The organism is Stenotrophomonas sp. YIM B13575 (genome assembly GCF_042787595.1).
In the GTDB taxonomy this organism is placed as follows: domain Bacteria; phylum Pseudomonadota; class Gammaproteobacteria; order Xanthomonadales; family Xanthomonadaceae; genus Stenotrophomonas; species Stenotrophomonas lactitubi_B.
This window is the reverse complement of sequence record NZ_JBHZOP010000013.1, coordinates 1-20,841: the sequence shown is the minus strand read 5'-3', so window position 1 is coordinate 20,841 and position 20,841 is coordinate 1. Positions and strand designations below refer to the sequence as shown.

Here is a 20,841-nt window from a genome sequence, read left to right as displayed (position 1 = left end):
GTGGGTTTGCGGGGTGTGAGCCGCATGGATGCGGCGACCAAGCCCCCATGGATGGGTTTACGGCGTCCCCGCAAACCCACAGCGCCCCGCCATCCCACGGATAGCCCGCTTTTGACGTTGACGTTGCTTCGGCTTCGGCAGGTGCAGGGCGCAGCCCTGCCGACCAACCCTAACCTCAGTAACGAGGACGGCCTTCTTCCAGTACCTGGCGCAGGAACGGCACGGTGATCCGCCGTTTCGCCGCCAGCGATTCGCGATCCAGCCAGTCCAGCAGCGTGATCAGTCCACCCAGCTCGCGGCCGGTGTGCGACAGCAGCCACTCGATGGCGGCCTCGTCGATCGCCAGCCCACGGCGCAGCGCGCGCTCGCGCAGCACCGCCGCGCGGCCTTCCTCGTCCAGCGGCTGCAGCAGCACGCGCACGCATTGGCCCAGGCGCGAACGCAGGTCCGGCAGCACCAGGCCCAGTTCGCCGGGCGCCTTCTGCGCGGTGTACAGCACCGTCACGTCGGCAGCGCGCGCGCGGTTGTGGAAATCGAACAGCGCGATTTCGTCCTCGCGGTTGCCCGCCACCGCATCCAGGCCATCCAGCGCCACCAGCTCGCGCTGCTCCAGCCCTTCCAGCGCCACCCGCACCCGGCCAACCACACTGGCCAGCGGCACGTACGTCGGCAGGCGCCCGGCCTGCTCGGCGCTGGAACACATCGCCAGCGCCTGATGGGTCTTGCCGGTGCCGGCCGCGCCTTCCAGGTAGATCCAATCGTGGCTGGCCCCTACCGCGATGGCATGCAGCTGCGCCAGCGCGCCGTCCGGTGCACCGATGAAGCTCTCCAGGCGCTGGTCCCGCGGGTAATGCAGGGCCAGCGGAAGTTGCGGCACACCAATCACTTCAGTTCCGGACCCTTGTCATTGCCAGGCACGATGATATGGGGCTGATCGATCACGCCATCAAGCACGATCGCGGGCTTCTCGCCGGCATACAGCTCACTCTGCCGGTAGCGCTGGTGCGCATAGCGCAACAGCACATTGCTCACCGCCGCCACCGGCAGTGCCAGCAGCATGCCGAGGAAGCCGAACAGCTGGCCACCGGCCATCACCGCGAAGATCACCGCCACCGGGTGCAGGCCGATCTTGTCGCCGACGATGCGCGGGGTCAGCACGTAGCTCTCCAGCAGCTGGCCGACGGTGAACACCACGCCGACCAGGATCAGCAGCTTCAGGTCGAACCCCTGCGCCTGTACCAGCGCAGCCACGATCGCCATCAGGATGCCTGTGGTCGCGCCCAGGTAGGGAATGAAGCTGATCAGGCCGGCGATCAGGCCGATCAGCAGGCCCAGCTTGAGCCCGACCAGCGACAGGCCACCGGCGTAGATCACGCCCAGCGCCAGCATCACCAGGAACTGCCCGCGGATGAACGCACCGAGCACTTCGTTGGATTCCCGCGCCAGCGAGGTGATCGTGCCGATCTGGTTGCGCGGAATCACCGATGCCACGCGCTCGACCAGCTTGTCCCAGTCACGCAGGAAGTAGAACGCCAGGATCGGCAGCAGCAACAGGTTGACCACCCAGGTGACCACCGTGAAGCCCGAGCGCGATACGTAGCCCATGAAGGTCGTTGCGAACCCGCCGGCCTGCTGCCAGTGGCTGCGCACCCACTCGATCAGGCGGTCCGGGTCCATCCACTGCATCACTTCCAGCCCGGTCTTCTGCTCGAACCAGGGGATGCCCTTCTCCATCAGCCAGGCCTGCGCCTGCGGCGCCGCTGCGATCAGGGTGCTGATCTGGCGCTCGATCATCGGCACCAGCACCAGCAGCAGCGCGACGATCACCAGCACCATCGCCACGAACACCAGCACCACGCCGGTCATGCGCGAACGACCGGTGGCCTCGATGCGGTCCACCAGCGGATCACCCAGCCAAGCCAGCGCCAGCGCCAGCACGAACGGGGTCAGGATCGGTGCCAGCAGCCAGACGATCCAGCCGATCAGGCCCGCCAGCAGGATGTACTTCAGCCGACGCAGGAACTGCGCGATTTCCGCTTCCGGGGACAGGATCATCGCAGGCGGTACTCGTTGCTGACCGGCGCCGGTGCCGGTGCACCGGTCGTGTCGTCGATCGGCGTCGGCAGGGCCGGCAGGGTCGCCGACGGCACCAGCACGCCGTTGTCGCCGAGCATGCGGTTGAAGCCGGCCAGGCCGGTGGTCATTTCCAGATTCAGCTCCAGATGGTCGGCGGTCGCGCGCAGCGGGGTGACGTTGCGCACCACCGCCACTTCACGCAGGCCGGCAGCCAGGCGCAGGTATTCGTCGGCGCTGTTGATGCCGGTCACCACCACGCGGTAGGTGCCCGCCTGGCCGGTGGCCGCACCGGCCTTGGCATAACGCTTGACCAGCGCGTCGGCGGCGCCATCGGCACCGGCGGCCATCGCGCGCATCGCGTTGGCGTCCTTGCTGGTCCACTTGTTCAGTTCACGGCCGTTGTCGACGAACACCCAGTCCGCCTGCCAGCCGCCATTGGCGCGGTAGAGCTTGCCGATCAGCTGCATCGGCGGCGAGTAGCGCGACGAGGCCCGGGCGACCGCGGCGCTGTCCTGGCGCCAGATGGCACCGGCCAGGGCCTGCTCGGCGGCACCACCACTGGGCAGGCCGAGCTTGTAGCCGCGCTCGATGGCCCGGCTCAGCAGCGGCCGCGCGGCATTGGCCTGCTGCACGCTGACCAGGCGCGGACCGCTGCCGTCATCGACGGCCAGCCACAGCACCGGCTTCGGTCGTGGCTGCGGCCACAGCGGCAGGCCCAGGGCCGACACCAACCCGTCCACGTCATCCTCGCGGAAGCGCGCGACCAGCAGGGTACGGAAGCTTGGCGCACCACTGGCGCCCACGCTCTGGTCCTGCTTGTAGTCGTAGCTGGCCACGTAGTCCTTGGCATTGCGCAACGCCTGGACCACGCCGGGGCGGGACATGACGCTGCGATCACCGGACAATTTGCCCAGTACCACGCTCAACGCGCGGGCAAGTGCACCGTTGCGGTCAGCCTCGGCTTGGCTGTTGACGGGCACTTCGGCCTCGTACGCACCACTGGCAGTGGCAACATCCCCCTCGGTTCGCATGCCGCTCTGGGCCATCGTGGCCACCGGCAGGCACAGCGCAAGGAGCAGGGTCAAAAACAGGCTGCGGCGCATCAGGACATCCATTGGCTCGACGTATCCGGGGGGAATTGTTGCCCGAATACGGCCTTTGCGCCAATGCGGCCTGTTAAAATCGGCGATTCAACCCCTGCCAGCGCCGACGCCCGTGACCAACAGCCCGTCTTCCGCCCCTTCTCCCCTCACCTACCGTGACGCGGGTGTCGACATCGACGCCGGCAACGAGCTGGTCGAGCGGATCAAGCCCCTGGTCAAGCGCAGCTTCCGTCCGGAGGTGATGGGCGGCCTGGGTGGCTTCGGCGCCCTGTTCGACCTGTCCAACAAGTACCGCGAGCCGGTGCTGGTGTCGGGCACCGACGGCGTGGGCACCAAGCTTAAGCTGGCCCACCAGCTGAACCGCCACGATACGATCGGCATCGACCTGGTCGCCATGTGCGTGAACGACGTGCTGGTACAGGGCGCCGAGCCGCTGTTCTTCCTGGACTACTTCGCCACCGGCAAGCTGGACATCGATACCGCCGCCGCGGTGGTGGGCGGCATCGCCAATGGCTGCACCGAGGCCGGCTGCGCGCTGATCGGCGGCGAAACCGCTGAAATGCCCGACATGTACGCGCCGGGTGAGTACGACCTGGCCGGCTTCACCGTTGCTGCCGTCGAAAAGAGCGAGCTGAAGGACGGCGCCCATGTCGCCGAAGGCGACGTGCTGATCGGCATCGCCTCGTCCGGCCCGCACTCCAACGGTTACTCGCTGGTCCGTCGCATCTACGACCGCGCCGGCCGCCCGGCCGAGCTGGAGCTGGAAGGCGGGGTCAAGCTGGTCGATGCGCTGATGGCCCCCACCCGCCTGTACGTCAAGCCGATCCTGTCGCTGCTGAAGTCGCACGGCGATGCCATCCATGGCATGGCCCACATCACCGGCGGCGGCCTGACCGAGAACATCATCCGCGTGGTGCCCGAGGGCCTCGGCCTGGACATCCAGGCCTCGTCGTGGACCCTGCCGCCGGTGTTCCAGTGGCTGCAGAAGGAAGGCGCGGTGGCCGACAGTGAAATGTGGCGGACCTTCAACTGCGGCATCGGCTTCGTGCTGATCGTCGTCCCGGACCAGCTGGAGGCCGTGTCCGCTGCGGTCAAGGCGCAGGGCCTGGAGCACTGGACGATCGGCCAGGTGGTCAGCGCCCAGGGCGGCGAACGCGTCCACATCGCCTGATCCACCGGACAAAGGAACCCGCATGGACGCACCTCCTCCCTTGTCGACGCCGCCGGCCCCGCCGGTGCTGCCGCCGAACCCGGCCGTGCCGGTGTTCGGCCCGCAGGACGCCACCCAGCTGCGCCAGCTGGCGATCGGCCACTACGTGGTCGCCGGCCTGATGGCGGTGTTCTCGCTGATCTTCATCCTGCACATCGTGCTGGGCATCGCCATGCTGTCCGGCTCGCTGCCGATGAAGTCCGGCGGTGAACCGTCTTCGCCGGAAGAACAGCAGTTCGTCGGCTGGCTGTTCACCGTGATGGGCGTCTGCATCGTGCTCGGCGGGCTGACCCTCGCAGGCTTTGTCGCCTATGCCGGCCGCTGCCTGTCGCAGCAGCGCCGCTACCTGTTGTGCATGATCGTGGCCGGGCTGTCGTGCCTGTTCACCCCCATCGGCACCATCCTCGGCGTGTTCACCCTGGTCGTGCTGCTGCGCCCGCAGGTGAAGGCCGCCTTCGCTGGCCAGGCGGGTATGGCATGAACGATGGACTGAACCCACCGCCGCTGCCACGGCAGACCCTGGCGGACCTGCAGACCGCCAGCCACCTGCACAACCTGAAGATCCTGTTCTATGCACTGGCAGGCTTCCATTGGCTGGCTGCGCTGGTGTTCCTCGGTTTTGTCGGCATCGTCGCCTTCGAACGCGGCATGGATGACGGTGCGGTGCTGGCGACGGTGTACGGCGCGGTGTCGCTGCTGGCCATCGGGCTGGGCGTCCTGCAGCTGCGCACCGCGCGGCTGCTTGGCCAGCGCAGCAATCTGGCCTGGTGTCGCGGCGCGGCCTGGGCCGCGGTGATGGCCGGCCCGCTGGGCATGGCGCTGACCGCCTACGCGGTGTATTTCCTGCGCAAGCCGGAGATCGCCGCACTGTTCGACCGCGGCGACCACGTCAGCGTCTGAGCTGGCAGGCGCATGTTCCGTCCCTTCTGCTGATTGCTCCGACATGTCCACGCCCGCTGTCCCCTCGCTCGCCAGCAACCGCGCCACCCACTCCCTGTCAGGACCGAAAAAGGTCGCGTTGGCCGCGGTGCTGGGCATATTCGCAGCAACCTGGATCCATCCGCTGTGGCCGCTCGAGCAGACCCTGCACAGCTCGCTGACCGTGATCGGCCTGCTCGCCCTGTGGTGGGTGGACCGGCGCTGGCAGCTGGGCAACGGTGCCTTCATCGCGATCTGCGGCTTCATCGCCATCCACTGCGTGGCCGCGCGCTGGCTGTATTCCAACGTGCCCTATGACGCTTGGCTGCAGTCGCTGCTGGGATGGTCGCCGGATGCCGCCTTTGGCTGGCAGCGCAACCACTTTGATCGCCTGATCCACTTTCTCTATGGCGTCTGCTTCACCCCGGCGTTGCTGCAGTTGGCGCGACAGTCCTGGCCTGCACTGCGGATCGGCCAGGCCTTTACCCTGGCGGTGATGGCGGTGATGTGTTCCAGCCTGGTGTATGAGTGGCTGGAATGGGGCATCGCCCTTGCCCTGTCGCCGGAAGCGGCCGAGGCCTACAACGGCCAGCAGGGCGACATGTGGGACGCGCACGCGGACATGCTGCTGGCGACTGTGGGCAGCCTGCTGCTGTGGCCGTTGGTGCGCCGGAGCGCGGGACGATGAGCATCTGCCGAATCGCCGTGCTGGCCTCCGGACGCGGCAGCAACCTGCAGGCCATTGTTGATGCCATCGCTGCGGGGCGGCTGCAGGCCGAGGTTGTCGGCGTGTTCTCCGACCGTCCCGATGCGACCGCACTGGAGCGGGTGGCAGCGGATCGACGCTGGGCGCATGCGCCGAAGGAGTTCAGCGATCGCGCCGCCTACGAGCAGGCGCTGGGTGATGCGCTGGCTGCATCCGCCCCGGACTGGATCGTCTGTGCCGGCTACATGCGCATCCTCGGTGCCGATTTCGTACAGCGGTTCAATGGCCGCCTGGTCAATATCCATCCCTCGCTGCTGCCGCTGCACAAGGGCCTGCACACCCATGCACGGGCGCTTGAGGCCGGCGATAGCGAGCACGGCGCCAGCGTGCACCTGGTGGTGCCGGAACTGGATGCCGGCGCGGTGCTGGCGCAGGCCCGGGTTCCGGTGCTTGCCGGCGATGACGCGCAGACCCTGGCCGAACGCGTGCTCGCGGTGGAGCATCCGCTGCTGATCGCCACCCTGGAACTGCTGTGTGCAGGCCGCCTGGCTGAACGGGAAGGCCAGCCGACATTCGACGGTCACCCCCTGTTTAGCCCCTTGGCTCTAGATTCCGCCGGGAACCTGAACCGGTAACGCCCGTGCACACGCCCCGCTGACTGCGGGGCTGGCATCCTGCTCCCCTCCTGCGGTTCCTGTCGGCCATGAAGACCACGACCCTGCTGCGTACAACCCTGCTGCTGCCGCTTGCCGTCCTCGCCTGTGCGGGCTGGGGCCAGGCAACAGCGCCTGCTGCGCCGGCACCTGCCGAGGTGGCGCCGCCGGTGCTGCCGGCGCTGGCCTGGGAGCCGCCGCCGCTGCAGCCGTTCAGCGCGACCTACCAGGCCTTCTACAAGAGCAAGGAAGCGGGCGACGCGACCATGCAGGTCACCCACACCGGCGGCAGCCAGTGGCGGGTGGACATGCAGGTGGTCGGCCGCCGCGGCTTTGCCAGCGTGCTCGGCCTGAACATCGAGCAGAGCACCGTGTTCGAGGAGCGCAATGGCGTGTACGCGCCGCTCAGCCAGAGCACGGTGCGCAAGGGCCTGTTCCTCGGCAAGAAGGCCGTCGGCACCTACAACTGGCAGGCCGGCACCGCGCAGTGGAGTGGCGACGTGGAAAAGAAGCGCGCACAGCCGATTCCGCTGCAGGCCGGCGATCAGAGCGCCCTGCTGATGAACCTGGCGATCATGCGCGATGCCCGCCCTGGCGCGGCCATGCACTATCGCTACGTCGACATGGGCAAGGTGCGCCAGCACGATTACCAGGCCGCGCCACAGACCGAGAACGTCGAGGTCGGCGACCTGTCCTACAACGCGCTGCGGGTCTATCGGACCAACGGCGGCAACAACGAAACCATTCTCTGGATCGCCAACGGTGTCCCCACCCCGGTGCGCATCCTGCAACGCGAAGACGGCGAAGATCGCGTCGATCTGCGCCTGATCGAATACCAAGGAGTCTGAGCATGAACACCCTGACCCGCCCCCTGACCTGGATCGCTGCTGCCGCATTTTCGGTGGCCAGCCTGCCGGCCATGGCCCTGCAGCCGTTCAAGGCCGACTACCTGGCCAGCTACATGGGCATGCAGGCCAACGGCAGCATGACCCTGACCAGCGAAGGCAGCAACAAGTGGCGCTACAGCCTGCAGGTCAAGAACCAGCTGGCCGACCTGAGCCAGACCACCGTGTTCGAGGAGGTGCGCGGGCAGCTGCGCCCGCTCAGCAGCCAGGACCGCTCGGCGTTGCTGGTGAAGAAGCGCAATGTGCAGGCCAACTACAACTGGACCAGCAACCAGGCCACCTGGACCGGCGACATCAAGCCGGACCGCGCCGGACCGATCGCCCTGAAGGCCGGCGATATGGACGCCCTGCTGATCAACCTGGCCATTGCCCGCGACCTGGCTGCCGGCAAGCCGCTGACCTATCGCATGGTCGACGAAGGCCGGGTCAAGAACATGACCTACCGCGTGGTGGGCAAGGAATCGGTGACCGTGGGCGGCAAGAGCTACGAGGCCACCAAGGTCTCGCGCACCGACGGCAACAAGGAGCTGATCGCCTGGATCGTGCCGGAGTTCCCGGTGCCGGCGCGCATGCTGCAGCGTGAAAGCGGTCGTGACGCGCTGGACCTGACCATCAAGGCGATGAACTGACCGGCGATCCGCGTCATCCACGCATGGCGTGGATCTACTTCACGTCCCAGTAGATCCACGCCATGCGTGGATGAATGTCCCAAAAAAACGCCCGCTTCCGCGGGCGTTTTTTTATTTCTTCGGCGTTTCCGCCGGCGCGAACTCGGTGCGGCAGTCCACCCGGATCTGCTCGCCCGTCGATCGGCGCACGAAGGTGCGGCAATGGCGGTTGCCGTCCTGGCTGTCGTTCACCGCCACCGCATAGAACGACTGGATGATCTCGTCACGGGTCACCGTGCCGTCGCCATTCCAGTCCATGTCCTTCTGCTCGATGCCCTTGGTGATGGCGATGTTGGCGTACCAGGCGTAGCCCAGCCACGCCAGCACGATCAGCACCAGCACCAGGAGCGCCTTGCGGCGACGGCTGAACTTGCCGCGCAGGATCATGCGGCCACGCGCCGGATGGTGGCGCCGAGCGAAGACAGCTTCTCTTCGATGTTCTCGTAGCCGCGATCAAGGTGGTAGATGCGATCGATGGTGGTATCGCCATCGGCCATCAGGCCGGCCAGGATCAGCGATGCCGATGCGCGCAGGTCGGTCGCCATCACCGGCGCACCGCTCAGGCGTTCGTGACCGCGCACGATCGCGGTGTGGCCTTCCACCTGCACGTCCGCGCCGAGGCGCAGCAGTTCGTTGACGTGCATGAAACGGTTCTCGAAGATCGTTTCGTTGATCACGCCCACGCCATCGGCCACGCAGTTGAGCGCCATGAACTGCGCCTGCATGTCGGTCGGGAACGCCGGGTACGGCGCGGTGGTCAGGTTGACCGCCTTCGGCCGCTTGCCGTGCATGTCCAGGGTGATGCTGTCTTCGCTGGTCTCGATGGTCGCGCCGGCTTCCACCAGCTTGGCCAGCACCGCGTCCATGGTGTTCGGGCGGGCGCGGTTGACGGTGACCTTGCCACCGGTCATCGCGGCGGCCACCAGGAAGGTGCCGGTTTCAATGCGGTCGGGCAGCACTTCATGGCGGCCACCGGACAGGCGCTCGACACCTTCGATGACCAGGCGGGCGGTGCCCAGGCCTTCGATCTTCGCGCCGAGTGCGATCAGGCAGTGCGCCAGATCGGTGACTTCCGGTTCCATCGCCGCGTTGTCGAGGATGGTGGTGCCTTCGGCCAGTACGGCAGCCATCAGCACGTTCTCGGTACCGGTCACGCTGACCATGTCGAAGGTGAAGTGACCCCCCTTCAGGCGCTTGGCGGTGGCCTTGATGAAGCCGTTCTCGACCACGATCTCGGCACCCAGTGCCTGCAGGCCCTTGATGTGCTGGTCGACCGGGCGCGAGCCGATCGCGCAGCCGCCGGGCAGCGACACTTCGGCCGCGCCGAAGCGGGCCAGCAGCGGGCCCAGCACCAGGATCGAGGCGCGCATGGTCCTGACCAGCTCATACGGCGCCACATGCTGGTTGACCGGACGCGGGTCGACCACGATCGCGCTGCCGCGCGACAGCGTGCCCTGGTCGATGGTCACTTTCGCGCCCAGTTCGCCCAGCAGCTTCACCGTGGTCACCACGTCATGCAGATGCGGCACGTTGGTGATCTCCACCGGCGCGTCGGCCAGCAGGGTCGCACACAGGATGGGGAGGACGGCGTTCTTGGCGCCGGAGATGCTTACTTCACCGTGCAGCGCAGCGCCGCCGGTCACAACGATCTTGGCCATGTATTGGGGATCTTCTGCGGTTCAGCCGGCTTCGGCCGGGGTCACGGTTTTCAATGCGAGCGCGTGGATCGCGCCGCCCATCAGGTCGCCCAGAGTGGCATACACCATCCGGTGGCGGGCCAGCGGCATCTTGCCGGCAAAGGCCTCGCTGACCACGGTCGCTTCGAAATGCACGCCATCGTCACCCTGCACGTCGGCGCGGGCGCCGGGCAGGCCGGTTTCGATCAGATTGCGGATGGTGTCGGCGTCCAACGGGCTTTCCTAATAAAATGTGCGTCCATTCTACTTCCGCTGCGTGGCGTCCGCATGGCCGAATCCCTGTTGCCCCCCCGTTCCGCCGACCCTGCTGCCCTGGTCGCCAGTGGCCGGCGCGTGTTCGAGATCGAACGGCAGGCGCTGGACGCCGTGGCCGACCGCCTCGGCGACGCCTTCCAGCAGGCCTGCCGGGCGATCCTGGGCAGCCGCGGCCGGGTGGTCGCCACCGGCATGGGCAAGTCCGGCCATGTCGCGCGCAAGATCGCCGCCACCCTGGCCTCCACCGGCACCCCGGCGTTCTACGTGCACCCGGGCGAGGCCGGCCACGGCGACCTGGGTATGATCACCGAGGACGACGTGGTGCTGGCCCTGTCCTATTCGGGTGAATCGGATGAGCTGCTGATGCTGCTGCCGGTGCTCAAGCGCCAGGGCAATGTGCTGATCGCCATGACCGGCCGGCCGCAGTCGAGCCTGGCCAGCGCCGCCGATTTCCACCTGGATGTGAGCGTGCCGGCCGAAGCCTGCCCGCTGGCGCTGGCGCCCACCTCCAGCACCACCGCCTCGCTGGCGATGGGCGACGCCCTGGCAGTGGCCCTGCTGGACGCGCGCGGCTTCACCGCCGACGATTTCGCCCGCTCGCACCCGGCCGGCAGCCTCGGCCGCCGATTGCTGCTGCACATCACCGACGTCATGCACACCGGCGAGGACCTGCCCAAGGTCGATGTCGGCGCCAGCCTCAGCGAGGCGCTGATGGAGATGAGCCGCAAGCGCCTGGGCATGACCGCCGTGGTCGACGACCAGGGCGTGCTGATCGGCCTGTTCACCGACGGCGACCTGCGCCGCGCGCTGGATACCGACCTGGACGTGCGCACCGCGAAGATTGCCGATGTGATGACCCGGCAACCGCGCACCATCAGCGCCGACAAGCTGGCGGTGGAGGCTGCGCGGCTGATGGAAACCCACAAGATCACCGGTCTGATCGTGGTCGACAGCCAGGGTCGCGCGGTCGGCGCCCTGAACATTCATGACCTGTTGCGGGCCCGGGTGGTTTAACCGACAGTCCGTAGACCCCATTCAGTCTGTACCAACGAGCCCGCAACCACCGAGTCCGATGCCCTGATGCCCTGGTCCCCCCTGCCCGCCTTCCCCGCCCACCTGCATGCCACTGCGGCCGGTATCCGCCTGGCCTGTTTCGACGTGGACGGCACCCTCACCGACGGTCGGCTGTACTACGACAAGGATGGCAACGAGAGCAAGGCGTACTTCGTGCAGGATGGCCTGGGCCTGAAACTGCTGCAGCAGCACGGTATCCACCCCGTGCTGATCACCGCGCGCAACAGCCAGTCCGCGCTCAAGCGCGGCGCCGACCTGGGCATCGACACCCAGATCGCCGTCGGCGACAAGCTGGCCAGCGTGCAGGCGCTGTGCGCGCAGCACGGCATCGGCCTGGAGCAGGTGGCCTTCATGGGTGACGACCTGCCGGACCTGGCGCCGCTGGGCGCGGTCGGCCTGGCCGTGGCCCCGGCCAATGCGCATCCGTGGATCGCCGAGCGCGTGCACTGGATCACCCGCGCCGACGGCGGCCGTGGTGCCGCGCGCGAGCTGTGCGATGTGCTGCTGGCCGCGCAGGGCCGCCTGGATGCCGTGCTGGCGAGGTTCGGCGCATGAATGCCCCCACCTTGAACTGGCGGATGATCCTCGGCGTGGGCCTGCTGCTGGCGGCCCTGCTGAGCAGCTGGGCCGCACTGCGCAACCGTGAAAAGGCACCTGTCGTTGAAGGCCAGGACGCCGGTGTGGACTACATCCTGCACGACTTCCAGATCGTCGCCCTGGACGAACACGGCAAGGAATCGACCACCCTGCGCGCGCCCCTGCTGGAACGCCAGCGTGGCGACCAGACGCTCAACATCACCACCCCGCTGTTCGAAATGCCCGACAAGGACGGCAAGCACTGGACGCTGCGCGCCGAGACCGGCTGGCTCAGTGCCAAGGGTGACGAGATGAAGCTGCGCGGCAACGTCGCCGGCGACAGCCCGGCCGATCCCGGCGTGGTCCCGACCACCTTCCGCACCGACCACCTGGACGTGTTCCCGAAGGACAACCGCGCCCGCACCGATGCCCTGGTGACCATGACCCGGCCGGGCATGGAGCAGTCCGGCGTCGGGTTCGAGGTGGATTCGAAGAACAACACGTATCATTTCCTCAGCCAGTCCAAGGGCCGTTACACGCCCAAGCGCTGATTCCGCCGCCCGCCCGCGACGTCTTCCCGACAGGCGCGAAGCAGGCAGCCCCCACCCGCAGCCCCCGGTCCCGCCGGAGGGCCACCACCGGTAGAACGGACCCCGATGAAGATTCCCTTTGCAGCCGTGCTCGCACTCAGTCTTCTTGTCCCCGCTGTCGCCTTTGCCAAGTCGACCGACCGCAATGAAGCGATGAACATTGATTCCGGCGCGCAGTCCGGCACCCTCACCGGTGACGGCAAGACCGTGCTGTCGGGCGGCGTGATCATCACCCAGGGCACGCTGGACCTGCGTTCGTCCGAGGCCGAGATCTACCTCAAGGGCGGCGAAGCCGTGCGTGCGGTGTTCACCGGCAAGCAGGCCAAGATGAAGCAGCAGCTCGACGATGGCAGCTGGATGGATGCGGTGGCCGACCGGATCGACTACGACATCACCACCGAGATCATCACCCTGACCGGCAACTACAAGGTCACCAGCGCGCGCGGCACCAATGCCGGCCAGCGCATGGTCTACAACACCCGCAGCGGTGAGATGAACTCCGGCGGCGACGGCAGCCGCGTGCGCACCGTGATTCCGCCGAAGAACAAGACGCCTGCGGCCGCCCCGGCTGCGGCGCCGGCGGGAGGCAAGAAGTAATGCTCGTCGCAACTGGCCTGCGCAAACGCTACAAGCAGCGCGAAGTCGTCAAGGACTTCGGGCTGACCCTGGACGCCGGCGAAGTGGTTGGCCTGCTGGGTCCCAACGGTGCCGGCAAGACCACCTGCTTCTACATGATCGTCGGCCTGGTCGGTGCCGATGCCGGCAGCATCGTGCTGGACGGCAAGGACATCACCGGCGACCCGATGTATACCCGCGCCAAGCAGGGTGTGGGTTACCTGCCGCAGGAACCGTCGGTGTTCCGCAAGCTGACCGTGGCAGACAACCTGCGCCTGGTGCTGGAACTGCGCGAGGACCTGGATTCGGCTGGCCGCGAGCGCGAACTGAACAGCCTGCTCGACGAACTGCAGCTGGGGCACGTGTCCGAACAGCTGGGCGCCAGCCTGTCCGGTGGTGAGCGCCGTCGTTGCGAGATCGCGCGTGCGCTGGCGGCGAAGCCGCGGCTGATCCTGCTCGACGAACCCTTCGCCGGTGTGGACCCGATCTCGGTCGGCGAAATCCAGCGCATCGTCACCCATCTCAAGCAGCGCGGCATCGGTGTGCTGATCACCGACCACAACGTGCGCGAGACCTTGGGAATCTGCGACCGCGCGTATATCCTCGCAGAGGGCACCGTACTGGCCCAGGGCTCGCCCGAGGCGATCCTGGACAACGCCGACGTGCGCCGCGTCTACCTTGGGGATTCCTTCAAGCTGTAACCGCGGCCGCCGGGCCCTCTCCCTTCCGTTCGGCACAGGCATGAAGACTCGGCTGCAGACATCGTTGGGACAGCAGCTGGTGCTTACGCCCCAGCTGCAGCAGGCGATCAAGCTGCTGCAGATGTCCACGACCGAGCTGGAGCTGGAAATCGCCCAGGCAGTGGAGAGCAATCCGCTGCTGGACTGGTCCGACAGCAACGACGAAGGCGCCGGTGTCGACAAGGAGGCCAGCAGCGACGACGCGGGCGCAGACAATGACGCCCCGCCCGACAATGCTGAAAGCAGTGGCGACGACTGGGCGCCCGCCGAGCTGGACTGGAGCAGTGGCGGCAGCGGCGGAAGTTTCGATGATGACGACGACAACGGCAGTGCTGCCGAACGCGTCGCCGAAACCGAAACCCTGGCCGACCACCTGCTGTGGCAGCTGCACCTGACCCACCTGTCCAACCGCGACCGCAGCATCGGCGCCGCGCTGATCGATTCGCTGGAAGACGATGGCTATCTGCGCGAGCCGCTCTCGGCCATCGCCGAAGCGCTGCTGCCGGCGATCCATGCCGGTGAAGACGAAATCCTGACCGTGCTGCACCAGATCCAGCGCTTCGACCCCGTTGGCGTGGCTGCACGCAGCCTCGGCGAATGCCTGCAGCTGCAGCTGGACGTGCTGCCTGCCGACACCCCGTGCCTGGCCCTGGCCCGGCAGGTCGCCGCAGGCCCACTGGAACAGCTGCCGCGCAGCGGCGTGACCGGCCTGGCCCAGCAGCTGAAGCAGCCGTTGGCCGAGGTCGAGACCGCCGTGGCCCTGCTGCGCTCGCTGGACCCTCGCCCCGGCACGCAGATCGCTCCGCTCGCCCAGGACACCTACGTGGTGCCGGACGTGGTCGTGTGGCGGCAGAACGGCATCTGGCGCGCCGCGCTGGCCGCCCATGCCGGCCCCAGGCTGGTGATCCACCGCGGGTACGAGCAGATGATCCGTCGCTGCGGTGACGCCGATGCCGGTTATCTGCGCGGCCAATTGCAGGAAGCGCGCTGGCTGCTGAAGGGCCTGCAGGCGCGTGGCGAGACGCTGCTGCGGGTGGTGCGCAGCCTGATCCAGCAGCAGGCGGGCTTCCTTGAATTCGGCGAACAGGCTCTGCGCCCGCTGACCCTGCGCGAGATCGCCGGCGAACTGGGCCTGCACGAATCCACCGTGTCGCGCGCGATCGCCCGCAAGCATGTGCGTACGCCACGCGGCACCCTGCCGCTGCGTGCCTTCTTCGCCTCGGGCATCGACACCGACGGCGGTGGCGAAGCGTCCAGCACCGCCATCCAGGCCATGATCCGGCGCCTGATCGATGACGAGAACCCACGCAAGCCGCTTTCTGACGCCAAGCTGGCTGACCTGCTCAAAACATCGGGAATCCCAGTAGCGCGGCGCACCGTGGCGAAGTATCGTGAGGCCATGAACATCTCCGCCTCGCACGAAAGAGTCAGAATCGTTTGACGCGCCGCCGCGCCCGGCGGAGAGGTTCATTGGCACATCCGATCAAAGGAGAAACCCGATGCGCATCGAAACGTTTGGCAAAGATGTCGAAGTCACCCCGGCCCTGCAGTCCTATGTGGAGGAGAAGCTGGCCCGGATCGGCAAACACTTCGACCAGCACTGCGAAGCGCGGGTGACCCTCAAGCTGCAGAAGACCGAGCACCACGTCGATGCCAGCCTCAATATTCCGGGTCAGACCCTGCACGCTGAAGCCAATGCGCAGACCATGTATGCCGCGATCGACCTGCTGGCGGACAAGCTTGACCGCCTGGTGATCAAGCACAAGGAGAAAAAACAGCAGCACGCACCGCTGCCGGTGGGCGACAATGGTGGCTGATCGCCACCGCTCCCCGCAGACATGCCCCTGACTGACCTCCTGGCGGCCGTGCAGACCCAGCTCTGCACGGCCACCGACCGCGACAGCGTCCTGCAGGCCGCGGCCGGATTGCTGGCCTGCCGCCAGGCCAATGCCGAACAGATCTATCTCAACCTGTGCCAGCGCGAAGCGTTGGGCAGTACCGCGATCGGCTACGGCATCGCCATCCCGCATGGTCGTGCGCCGACCCTGGATCGACCCCGTGGCGCGCTGCTGCGCCTGCAGACTCCGGTCGATTTCGGTGGCGACGAGCCGGTGGACCTGGTGTTCGCCATGGCCGTTCCCGCCCACTACACCCATCAACACCTGATGCTGCTGTCCGAGCTGGCCGAGCTGTTTTCCGCGCCCTGCATCCGCCAGGCGCTGCGCGAGGCCGGTGATGCACGGGAGCTGCGCCAGGCCCTGGACCTGACCCCACCAGCGAGCGCCGCATGAATACCAGCATCACTGCCCGCGAACTGTTCGAACAGCAGCGTGAGCGGCTTGGCCTGCGTTGGGCAGCGGGCAAATCCGGCGAGAAGCGCGAGCTGGAGGCCGGCAACACGGTCTCGCGGCGCCCTTCGCTGGCCGGCTATCTCAATGCGATCTATCCCAACAAGGTGCAGATCCTCGGTACCGAGGAACTGTCCTGGCTGGACGCGCTGGAACCACGCCAGCGCTGGGAGACCATCGAAAAAATCATGCAGTCGCATCCGCTGGCGCTGGTGCTGACCCGCAACCAGCCCTGCCCGGAAGACCTGCGCGCGGCCGCCGATGAATCCGGCACGCCGCTGTGGCTCTCGCCCAAGCGCGGCCACGAGCTGCTCAACCACCTGTCCTACCACCTGGCGCGTACGCTGGCGCCGCGGGTGATCCTGCACGGCGTGTTCATGGAGATCTACTCCATCGGCGTGCTGATCACCGGTGAAGCCGGATCCGGCAAGAGCGAACTGGCCCTGGAGCTGCTCAGCCGCGGTCACCGCCTGGTGGCCGACGACGCCCCCGAGTTCACCCAGATCGCCCCGGACGTGCTCGATGGCACCTGCCCGGAGCTTCTGCAGGACCTGCTGGAAGTGCGCGGCCTGGGTGTGCTCAACGTGCGCGAGATGTTCGGCGACACCGCTGTAAAGAAGAACAAGTACCTTCGGCTGATCGTCCACCTGACCAAGCCGATGACCGAGCCCACCCCCCATGGTTACGAGCGCCTGACCGGCGACTCGGGTACGCGCCACGTGCTGGACCTGGACGTGCCGCTGATCACCCTGCCGGTGATGCCCGGCCGCAACCTGGCCGTTCTGACCGAGGCGGCCACCCGCCTGCACATTCTGCGTACCAAGGGTATCGACCCGGCGGCGATGTTCATCGCCCGCCACAGCAACCTGCTGGAACGGCGAACGCCCTGACCCCCCTGTCCTTCGAAGAGCCCGTCCATGAGCACCGTCATTCCCACCGCCCCGACCCTGATCATCGTCAGTGGCCTGTCCGGCTCGGGTAAATCCGTCGCCCTGAAGACCTTCGAGGACCAGGACTATTACTGCTCGGACAACCTGCCGATCCAGCTGCTGCCGGATTTCGTGCGCAATGTCCTGAGCCATCACGACGGTGCGGCAGTACGCCGGCTGGCGGTGGGCATCGATGTGCGCGGGCAGAGCGACCTGACCCAGCTGTCCAACTGGCGGCAGCTGGCCACCGATGCCGGGGTGGACGCCAAGGTGCTGTTTTTCGAGGCCAGCGATGAAACGGTGCTCAAGCGCTATGCCGACACCCGTCGCCGGCACCCGCTGAGCCAGCTCGGTCTGTCGCTGCCGGAAGCGATCGCCCGCGAGCGCGAACTGATCGCACCGCTGCGCCGCGAAGCCGATGCGGTGATCGATACCAGCGCGTTGAACGTGCATCAGCTGCGCCGCCGGATCATCACCGAATTCGCGATGGGCCATGCCACCCGCCTGTCGCTGCTGTTCGAATCGTTTGCCTACAAGCGTGGCGTGCCGGCCGAGGCCGACTTCGTGTTCGACGCGCGCGTGCTGCCCAACCCGCACTGGGATCCGGAACTGCGGGCGCTGAGCGGTCGCGAACCGGGCGTGCGCGATTACCTGGAAGCGCAGCCGGATGTGCAGCGCTACCTGGCGCAGCTGATGGATTTCCTGGATACGTGGCTGCCGAAGCTGGGGGATGGCACCCGCAGCTATGTGACGGTGGCCTTCGGTTGTACGGGTGGCAAGCACCGCTCGGTATTCCTGGCCGAACGCCTGGCGCGCCATGCACGTGAGAAGGGCTGGGAAGACGTGGCGACCTATCACCGCGAACAGGATTGAGGGGTGGTCGGCCGGGCTGCGCCCGGCACCCGCAGAAACCACGGCAACGTCAACGGCAAGCGCCTGCATTTCGTGGGATGCGGGGCGGTGTGGGCCTGCAGGACACACCGTAAACCCTTCCTTGGGGGCTCGATGGCGCCATCCATGGCGCCAACGGTCCTGCAGCCCCATACCACCCCACCTCCGACGGATTTTTGCTGCTGTTGGTAGGTGTCGACCTTGGTCGACACGGTAGCTCCACGCCATGCGTGGATGCATCCCTGTCAGGCATCGAAAAACGGATGCGGTCGGATCCTTTTTCAACGAAAAAGGGCTCCGACCCGAGCAACACTGAATACGGGACACAGTGCCCCTCTCCTGCTGCTATCGCCAATTCACCTTGACCTGTTAACGTGCAGTAATGACCTGTGGCATTCTCCTCGTAACACATCCTGGGGTCGGGATCGCCCTGCTTGAGGTGGCGACCCGGCTTCTGCGGCAGTTGCCGTTGAAAACCGAAGCTTTCGAAGTACCGTTCGACGCAGACCTGGATGCTCTGCTCCCGCTCGCCTCGGCCGCTCTGCGGCGGGTCGATGGGGGTGAGGGCGTGCTGATCCTGACCGACCTGTACGGCGCCAGCCCCGCCAACCTTGCCGGGCAGCTGGCCCGGTTGGGGACCCCGGTTCGCCGGGTGTCGGCGCTGAGCCTGCCGATGTTGCTGCGGGTGATGAATTATCCGGAACAGGGACTGGATCAACTGCCTGCCACTGCGGCGGCGGGCACCCGTAATGGAGCGATAGTCGACGATGCTTGAACGAGAACTCACTGTGAGCAACCGCCTGGGCCTGCATGCCCGGGCCACCGCCAAGCTGGTGCAGACCCTGGCGCCGTTCCGCTGCAACGTGACCATGGCCGCCAAAGGCCGTGAGATCAACGCCAAGAGCATCATGGGCGTGATGCTGCTGGCGGCTGGGCAAGGCACGCCGGTCACCATCCGCATCAACGGCGAAGACGAAGTGGCCGCGATGGACGCGGTGGTCGACCTGTTCGAGCGTCGCTTCGACGAGGACAACTGAGCGTGCCGCGCGCGCGCGCCGGCCAAGCCCCCACCGGCCAACGGCCGGTACAGCTGCTGGCCGGACACGGCGCCGCCCGAGGTACGGCGATGGGCCGCGCCCGCGTGCGCCTGCCGCATGCACTGGAAGTAGCCGAACAACGCGTCACCCCTTCCCAAGTTGAAGCGGAGCTGGCGCGCCTGCACCGCGCCGTCGACGCGGCACGCACGGAAATGCACGAGCTGCGCCAGCGCCTGCATGGTGCGCTGAACCAGGAAGTGGGTGAATTCCTCGACCTGCATGCACTGCTGCTGGACGATCCCGAACTGCTGTTCGGCCTGGACGAACTGATCCGCAGTGGCCCCTACAGCGCCGGCTACGCATTGCGCCTGCAGCGCGACCGCCTGGCCAAAGTCTTCGATGGCATGGACGATGCCTACCTGAAGAGCCGCATGGACGACCTCGACCATGTGATCGGGCGCATCCATGCCTTCCTGCAGCCCGAGCGGCCCGCAGCGGTGAAAGGCCTGGCCGGTGAAATCCTGGTCTGCGACAACATCGCCCCTTCCGAGCTGGCCCAGCTGCAGTCGCACGGTGTCGTCGGCATCGTCACCAGCGCGGGCAGCGCGCTTTCGCACAGTGCGATCCTCGCCCGCAGCCTGCACCTGCCGTTGATCGTCAGCGTGCCGCAGCTGCTGAGCAAGGTGATCGACGGCGACGTGTTGATCATCGATGGCGCCGACGGCAGCATCACCGTCAACCCGCAGGCCGACAACCTGCGTGACTACCGCGCACGCCTGAAGGAGCACGCGCGCGAGCAGCGCGAGCTCGGCCGCCTGCGCAGCAAGCCCAGCCGTACCCGCGACCAGGTCGACATCGCCCTGCTGGCCAATGCCGAATCGCTGGAGGATGTGACCCAGGCGCATGCGCTGGGCGCCCACGGCCTGGGCCTGTACCGCACCGAATTCCTGTTCCTGCAGCGCAACGAACTGCCGGACGAAGAAGAACAGTTCCAGACCTACCGCGATGCGGCATTGGGCATGAGTGGCCGCCCGGTGACCATCCGCACCTTGGATCTGGGTGCAGACAAGGCCGACCGCACCGGCCTGACCCTGAGCAACGAGGAAAACCCGGCGCTGGGCCTGCGTGGCGTGCGACTGTCACTGGCCCGGCCCAAGGTGGCCGACACCCAGATGCGCGCGATCCTGCGTGCCTCGGCCTACGGCAAGCTGCGCGTGCTGGTGCCCATGGTCAGCACCCGCGATGAACTGCTGGCGGTACGCCGGCGCATGCAGAAACTCGGCGAGCAGCTGCGCGCCGAGGGCCACATGGTGGCCGAGCACGTGCCACTGGGCGCGATGATCGAAGTGCCCGCCGCCGCGCTGGCACTGGAGAGTTTCATCGACCTGGTCGACTTCCTGTCGATCGGCACCAACGATCTGGTGCAGTACCTGCTGGCCGCCGACCGCAACAACGAAGCACTGGGCGAACTGTATTCGCCGCTGCACCCGGCCGTGCTGCGGCTGCTGCAGATGGTGATCGAGACCGGCGCGCGCCATCGCATTCCGGTGGCGGTCTGCGGCGAGATCGCCGGCGACGCACGGATGACCCCGCTGCTGCTGGCGCTCGGCCTGACCGAATTCAGCCTGCACCCGGGCACCTTGCTGGAAGTACGCCGGGCTGTCCGTGATGCCGACCTCGGTGCCCTGCGCGCCCGCGCACCGAAGCTGCTGGGCATGCGTGACCGCCGCGGCATCGAGCGTTGGCTGGCGTTGGTGGCGGACGCGTCCTGATTCCCGCGCTACGCGCTCGCCGGGCATGGCCCGGCGCTACCGCCGCGTGCCACCCTTGGTAGCGCCGGGCCATGCCCG

The 20,841-nt window shown here is 67.2% G+C and carries 26 protein-coding genes; 20 read left to right on the top strand and 6 right to left on the bottom strand.

Annotated features, from left to right (window positions below; all coding sequences use genetic code 11):
- Positions 1–175: 175 nt before the first annotated feature.
- From hda to ACFX4F_RS03420, 3 genes are read right to left on the bottom strand one after another with little or no spacing between them, the layout of a single operon-like run.
- Positions 176–883, bottom strand: a complete 708-nt coding sequence (gene hda, locus ACFX4F_RS03430) for a DnaA regulatory inactivator Hda (RefSeq protein WP_380652292.1) — start codon at positions 881–883, stop codon at positions 176–178.
- A complete protein-coding gene (locus ACFX4F_RS03425) occupies positions 883–2,055 on the bottom strand; it encodes an AI-2E family transporter (protein ID WP_380652286.1) in 1,173 nt (390 codons plus the stop codon). The genes hda and ACFX4F_RS03425 overlap by 1 nt, the downstream gene beginning before the upstream one ends.
- The gene (locus ACFX4F_RS03420; protein WP_243379943.1) at positions 2,052–3,179 is read right to left on the bottom strand and encodes a DUF2066 domain-containing protein; all 1,128 of its coding nucleotides are present in this window, start codon (positions 3,177–3,179) and stop codon (positions 2,052–2,054) included. The genes ACFX4F_RS03425 and ACFX4F_RS03420 overlap by 4 nt, the downstream gene beginning before the upstream one ends.
- Positions 3,180–3,291: 112 nt before the next feature.
- Here ACFX4F_RS03420 and purM point away from each other — a divergent pair, with 112 nt between their 5' ends.
- The 7 genes from purM (at position 3,292) to ACFX4F_RS03385 (ending at position 8,200) form a co-directional block, all read left to right on the top strand.
- Positions 3,292–4,350, top strand: coding sequence for a phosphoribosylformylglycinamidine cyclo-ligase (gene purM / locus ACFX4F_RS03415; RefSeq protein ID WP_099819273.1), 1,059 nt, complete (start codon positions 3,292–3,294; stop codon positions 4,348–4,350).
- A gap of 22 nt (positions 4,351–4,372) precedes the next feature.
- Positions 4,373–4,870 carry a hypothetical protein gene (locus ACFX4F_RS03410; protein WP_099819272.1) on the top strand — a complete coding sequence of 166 codons (498 nt, stop codon included), beginning with the start codon at positions 4,373–4,375 and terminating at the stop codon, positions 4,868–4,870.
- Positions 4,867–5,289, top strand: coding sequence for a hypothetical protein (locus ACFX4F_RS03405; protein WP_099819271.1), 423 nt, complete (start codon positions 4,867–4,869; stop codon positions 5,287–5,289). Before ACFX4F_RS03410 ends, ACFX4F_RS03405 begins: the two co-directional genes overlap by 4 nt.
- A 94-nt stretch (positions 5,290–5,383) precedes the next feature.
- Positions 5,384–5,995 (top strand): DUF2238 domain-containing protein, encoded by a 612-nt coding sequence (locus ACFX4F_RS03400; protein WP_380652289.1) that lies wholly within the window; start codon positions 5,384–5,386, stop codon positions 5,993–5,995.
- Positions 5,992–6,648 (top strand): phosphoribosylglycinamide formyltransferase, encoded by a 657-nt coding sequence (purN, locus tag ACFX4F_RS03395; protein ID WP_099819269.1) that lies wholly within the window; start codon positions 5,992–5,994, stop codon positions 6,646–6,648. The genes ACFX4F_RS03400 and purN overlap by 4 nt, the downstream gene beginning before the upstream one ends.
- Positions 6,649–6,716: 68 nt before the next feature.
- On the top strand, positions 6,717–7,514 hold the full coding sequence (locus ACFX4F_RS03390; RefSeq protein WP_099819268.1) for a DUF3108 domain-containing protein: 798 nt from the start codon (positions 6,717–6,719) through the stop codon (positions 7,512–7,514).
- Between the two features lie 2 nt (positions 7,515–7,516).
- Entirely contained in the window at positions 7,517–8,200 is a 684-nt protein-coding gene (locus ACFX4F_RS03385; RefSeq protein WP_099819267.1) for a DUF3108 domain-containing protein, read from the top strand.
- A gap of 111 nt (positions 8,201–8,311) precedes the next feature.
- On the opposite strand, the gene ACFX4F_RS03380 is transcribed toward ACFX4F_RS03385, so the two are convergent.
- From ACFX4F_RS03380 to ACFX4F_RS03370, 3 genes are read right to left on the bottom strand one after another with little or no spacing between them, the layout of a single operon-like run.
- A complete protein-coding gene (locus tag ACFX4F_RS03380; protein WP_099819266.1) occupies positions 8,312–8,626 on the bottom strand; it encodes a hypothetical protein in 315 nt (104 codons plus the stop codon).
- The gene (gene murA, locus ACFX4F_RS03375; RefSeq protein ID WP_099819265.1) at positions 8,623–9,897 is read right to left on the bottom strand and encodes a UDP-N-acetylglucosamine 1-carboxyvinyltransferase; all 1,275 of its coding nucleotides are present in this window, start codon (positions 9,895–9,897) and stop codon (positions 8,623–8,625) included. Before murA ends, ACFX4F_RS03380 begins: the two co-directional genes overlap by 4 nt.
- Positions 9,898–9,918: 21 nt before the next feature.
- On the bottom strand, positions 9,919–10,149 hold the full coding sequence (locus ACFX4F_RS03370; protein ID WP_089239309.1) for a BolA family protein: 231 nt from the start codon (positions 10,147–10,149) through the stop codon (positions 9,919–9,921).
- Between the two features lie 54 nt (positions 10,150–10,203).
- Here ACFX4F_RS03370 and ACFX4F_RS03365 point away from each other — a divergent pair, with 54 nt between their 5' ends.
- The 13 genes from ACFX4F_RS03365 to ptsP all read left to right on the top strand — a co-directional run bounded on the left by ACFX4F_RS03365 (position 10,204) and on the right by ptsP (position 20,763).
- The gene (locus ACFX4F_RS03365; RefSeq protein WP_093817547.1) at positions 10,204–11,205 is read left to right on the top strand and encodes a KpsF/GutQ family sugar-phosphate isomerase; all 1,002 of its coding nucleotides are present in this window, start codon (positions 10,204–10,206) and stop codon (positions 11,203–11,205) included.
- 66 nt (positions 11,206–11,271) lie between these two features.
- Positions 11,272–11,820, top strand: a complete 549-nt coding sequence (locus ACFX4F_RS03360; RefSeq protein ID WP_099819264.1) for an HAD family hydrolase — start codon at positions 11,272–11,274, stop codon at positions 11,818–11,820.
- Positions 11,817–12,392: an LPS export ABC transporter periplasmic protein LptC gene (gene lptC / locus ACFX4F_RS03355; protein ID WP_089239303.1), complete on the top strand. Its 576-nt coding sequence runs from the start codon at positions 11,817–11,819 to the stop codon at positions 12,390–12,392. The genes ACFX4F_RS03360 and lptC overlap by 4 nt, the downstream gene beginning before the upstream one ends.
- Before the next feature lie 105 nt (positions 12,393–12,497).
- Positions 12,498–13,028 (top strand): lipopolysaccharide transport periplasmic protein LptA, encoded by a 531-nt coding sequence (lptA, locus tag ACFX4F_RS03350; protein WP_099819263.1) that lies wholly within the window; start codon positions 12,498–12,500, stop codon positions 13,026–13,028.
- Complete coding sequence (lptB, locus tag ACFX4F_RS03345) at positions 13,028–13,747, top strand: LPS export ABC transporter ATP-binding protein (RefSeq protein WP_025874019.1); 720 nt, start codon at positions 13,028–13,030, stop codon at positions 13,745–13,747. Before lptA ends, lptB begins: the two co-directional genes overlap by 1 nt.
- Positions 13,748–13,787: 40 nt before the next feature.
- Complete coding sequence (locus ACFX4F_RS03340) at positions 13,788–15,227, top strand: RNA polymerase factor sigma-54 (RefSeq protein ID WP_099819262.1); 1,440 nt, start codon at positions 13,788–13,790, stop codon at positions 15,225–15,227.
- Between the two features lie 58 nt (positions 15,228–15,285).
- The gene (gene hpf, locus ACFX4F_RS03335; RefSeq protein ID WP_004147311.1) at positions 15,286–15,603 is read left to right on the top strand and encodes a ribosome hibernation-promoting factor, HPF/YfiA family; all 318 of its coding nucleotides are present in this window, start codon (positions 15,286–15,288) and stop codon (positions 15,601–15,603) included.
- A gap of 21 nt (positions 15,604–15,624) precedes the next feature.
- A complete protein-coding gene (locus ACFX4F_RS03330; protein ID WP_032977285.1) occupies positions 15,625–16,077 on the top strand; it encodes a PTS sugar transporter subunit IIA in 453 nt (150 codons plus the stop codon).
- Positions 16,074–17,024, top strand: a complete 951-nt coding sequence (gene hprK, locus ACFX4F_RS03325; protein ID WP_004147299.1) for an HPr(Ser) kinase/phosphatase — start codon at positions 16,074–16,076, stop codon at positions 17,022–17,024. The genes ACFX4F_RS03330 and hprK overlap by 4 nt, the downstream gene beginning before the upstream one ends.
- 27 nt (positions 17,025–17,051) lie before the next feature.
- Positions 17,052–17,936, top strand: coding sequence for an RNase adapter RapZ (gene rapZ, locus ACFX4F_RS03320; RefSeq protein WP_165787244.1), 885 nt, complete (start codon positions 17,052–17,054; stop codon positions 17,934–17,936).
- A gap of 400 nt (positions 17,937–18,336) precedes the next feature.
- Positions 18,337–18,729, top strand: coding sequence for a PTS sugar transporter subunit IIA (locus tag ACFX4F_RS03315; protein WP_099819261.1), 393 nt, complete (start codon positions 18,337–18,339; stop codon positions 18,727–18,729).
- Positions 18,722–18,991 (top strand): HPr family phosphocarrier protein, encoded by a 270-nt coding sequence (locus ACFX4F_RS03310; protein ID WP_025874024.1) that lies wholly within the window; start codon positions 18,722–18,724, stop codon positions 18,989–18,991. The genes ACFX4F_RS03315 and ACFX4F_RS03310 overlap by 8 nt, the downstream gene beginning before the upstream one ends.
- 2 nt (positions 18,992–18,993) lie before the next feature.
- The gene (gene ptsP / locus ACFX4F_RS03305) at positions 18,994–20,763 is read left to right on the top strand and encodes a phosphoenolpyruvate--protein phosphotransferase (protein ID WP_099819260.1); all 1,770 of its coding nucleotides are present in this window, start codon (positions 18,994–18,996) and stop codon (positions 20,761–20,763) included.
- The last annotated feature ends 78 nt before the right edge of the window (positions 20,764–20,841 follow it).

Excerpts from the sequence above, each read along its gene's own strand:
- ACFX4F_RS03425 (WP_380652286.1), bottom strand. The coding sequence starts at position 2,055 with ATGATCCTGTCCCCGGAAGCGGAAATCGCGCAGTTCCTGCGTCGGCTG.
- ACFX4F_RS03420 (WP_243379943.1), bottom strand. The coding sequence starts at position 3,179 with ATGCGCCGCAGCCTGTTTTTGACCCTGCTCCTTGCGCTGTGCCTGCCG.
- ACFX4F_RS03410 (WP_099819272.1), top strand. The coding sequence starts at position 4,373 with ATGGACGCACCTCCTCCCTTGTCGACGCCGCCGGCCCCGCCGGTGCTG.
- ACFX4F_RS03405 (WP_099819271.1), top strand. The coding sequence starts at position 4,867 with ATGAACGATGGACTGAACCCACCGCCGCTGCCACGGCAGACCCTGGCG.
- purN (WP_099819269.1), top strand. The coding sequence starts at position 5,992 with ATGAGCATCTGCCGAATCGCCGTGCTGGCCTCCGGACGCGGCAGCAAC.
- ACFX4F_RS03390 (WP_099819268.1), top strand. The coding sequence starts at position 6,717 with ATGAAGACCACGACCCTGCTGCGTACAACCCTGCTGCTGCCGCTTGCC.
- ACFX4F_RS03385 (WP_099819267.1), top strand. The coding sequence starts at position 7,517 with ATGAACACCCTGACCCGCCCCCTGACCTGGATCGCTGCTGCCGCATTT.
- ACFX4F_RS03380 (WP_099819266.1), bottom strand. The coding sequence starts at position 8,626 with ATGATCCTGCGCGGCAAGTTCAGCCGTCGCCGCAAGGCGCTCCTGGTG.
- murA (WP_099819265.1), bottom strand. The coding sequence starts at position 9,897 with ATGGCCAAGATCGTTGTGACCGGCGGCGCTGCGCTGCACGGTGAAGTA.
- ACFX4F_RS03365 (WP_093817547.1), top strand. The coding sequence starts at position 10,204 with ATGGCCGAATCCCTGTTGCCCCCCCGTTCCGCCGACCCTGCTGCCCTG.
- ACFX4F_RS03360 (WP_099819264.1), top strand. The coding sequence starts at position 11,272 with ATGCCCTGGTCCCCCCTGCCCGCCTTCCCCGCCCACCTGCATGCCACT.
- lptC (WP_089239303.1), top strand. The coding sequence starts at position 11,817 with ATGAATGCCCCCACCTTGAACTGGCGGATGATCCTCGGCGTGGGCCTG.
- lptA (WP_099819263.1), top strand. The coding sequence starts at position 12,498 with ATGAAGATTCCCTTTGCAGCCGTGCTCGCACTCAGTCTTCTTGTCCCC.
- lptB (WP_025874019.1), top strand. The coding sequence starts at position 13,028 with ATGCTCGTCGCAACTGGCCTGCGCAAACGCTACAAGCAGCGCGAAGTC.
- ACFX4F_RS03340 (WP_099819262.1), top strand. The coding sequence starts at position 13,788 with ATGAAGACTCGGCTGCAGACATCGTTGGGACAGCAGCTGGTGCTTACG.
- hpf (WP_004147311.1), top strand. The coding sequence starts at position 15,286 with ATGCGCATCGAAACGTTTGGCAAAGATGTCGAAGTCACCCCGGCCCTG.
- ACFX4F_RS03330 (WP_032977285.1), top strand. The coding sequence starts at position 15,625 with ATGCCCCTGACTGACCTCCTGGCGGCCGTGCAGACCCAGCTCTGCACG.
- hprK (WP_004147299.1), top strand. The coding sequence starts at position 16,074 with ATGAATACCAGCATCACTGCCCGCGAACTGTTCGAACAGCAGCGTGAG.
- rapZ (WP_165787244.1), top strand. The coding sequence starts at position 17,052 with ATGAGCACCGTCATTCCCACCGCCCCGACCCTGATCATCGTCAGTGGC.
- ACFX4F_RS03315 (WP_099819261.1), top strand. The coding sequence starts at position 18,337 with ATGACCTGTGGCATTCTCCTCGTAACACATCCTGGGGTCGGGATCGCC.
- ACFX4F_RS03310 (WP_025874024.1), top strand. The coding sequence starts at position 18,722 with ATGCTTGAACGAGAACTCACTGTGAGCAACCGCCTGGGCCTGCATGCC.